This window comes from Campylobacter sp. US25a, assembly GCF_004379075.1.
In the GTDB taxonomy this organism is placed as follows: domain Bacteria; phylum Campylobacterota; class Campylobacteria; order Campylobacterales; family Campylobacteraceae; genus Campylobacter_D; species Campylobacter_D jejuni.
The window spans coordinates 1-656 of record NZ_RYYM01000074.1; the positions used below are offsets into that span (position 1 = coordinate 1).

The 656-nt window shown below is 30.9% G+C and carries 1 protein-coding gene; it reads left to right on the plus strand.

Going from position 1 to position 656, the window contains the following annotated elements; genetic code table 11:
• The first annotated feature begins 138 nt into the window (after nt 1–138).
• Nucleotides 139–321, plus strand: a complete 183-nt coding sequence (locus tag ELQ12_RS09790) for a hypothetical protein (RefSeq protein ID WP_052950195.1) — start codon at nt 139–141, stop codon at nt 319–321.
• Nucleotides 322–656: the final 335 nt, after the last annotated feature.

Here is a 656-nt window from a genome sequence, read left to right on the forward strand (position 1 = left end):
GGTATGAAATGAGTATTTTTATATATTAGGGAAAGTTTATGCTAGAAATATGTTTAAAAAGTGGCAAAAATAGGGAGTAAATGAGAAAGAATGAGGTGATAAATAAGGCAATAAATGAGGGAATAAATGAGGTGATAAATGAGAGAAAGAATGAGTATAAAGGCTATAAGGATTTGTGTTAAGGATAGCGTTAAGATGAGATTTGAATGCGTAGAATGCAAGATAGGGAGGAATGGGAGATGGGGTATAAAGGGGGTGATAAATGAGGGGATAAATGAGGTGATAAATGATGAAAATTATTCAATGAAATGTAGCGGATAAAGAAGGGGGAATAAATGAGGTGATAAAGGGCGAGAAGAAGACTTTTCTATTTCAAGGGTGAAAAATACTTTAGGTTAGGTATAAAAATGGCAATATTATTAACGAAGTTAATGTATGGTAGGTATAAAATTTTTTAACACCCTTTTTTTGAGAAAAATAAATTTCATTCTAAAAATACTATAAATCTCCAATTTATAGACATTCTTTGCTTTAGGGTAGGTATAAAAATGCCCTTGCTTAAACCTAGACTTTTTAATGCTTAATTAAAAATTAAAGTCCCTAAAAATAGGCATTCTTTGCTTTAGGGTAGGTATAAAAATGCCCTTGCTTAAACC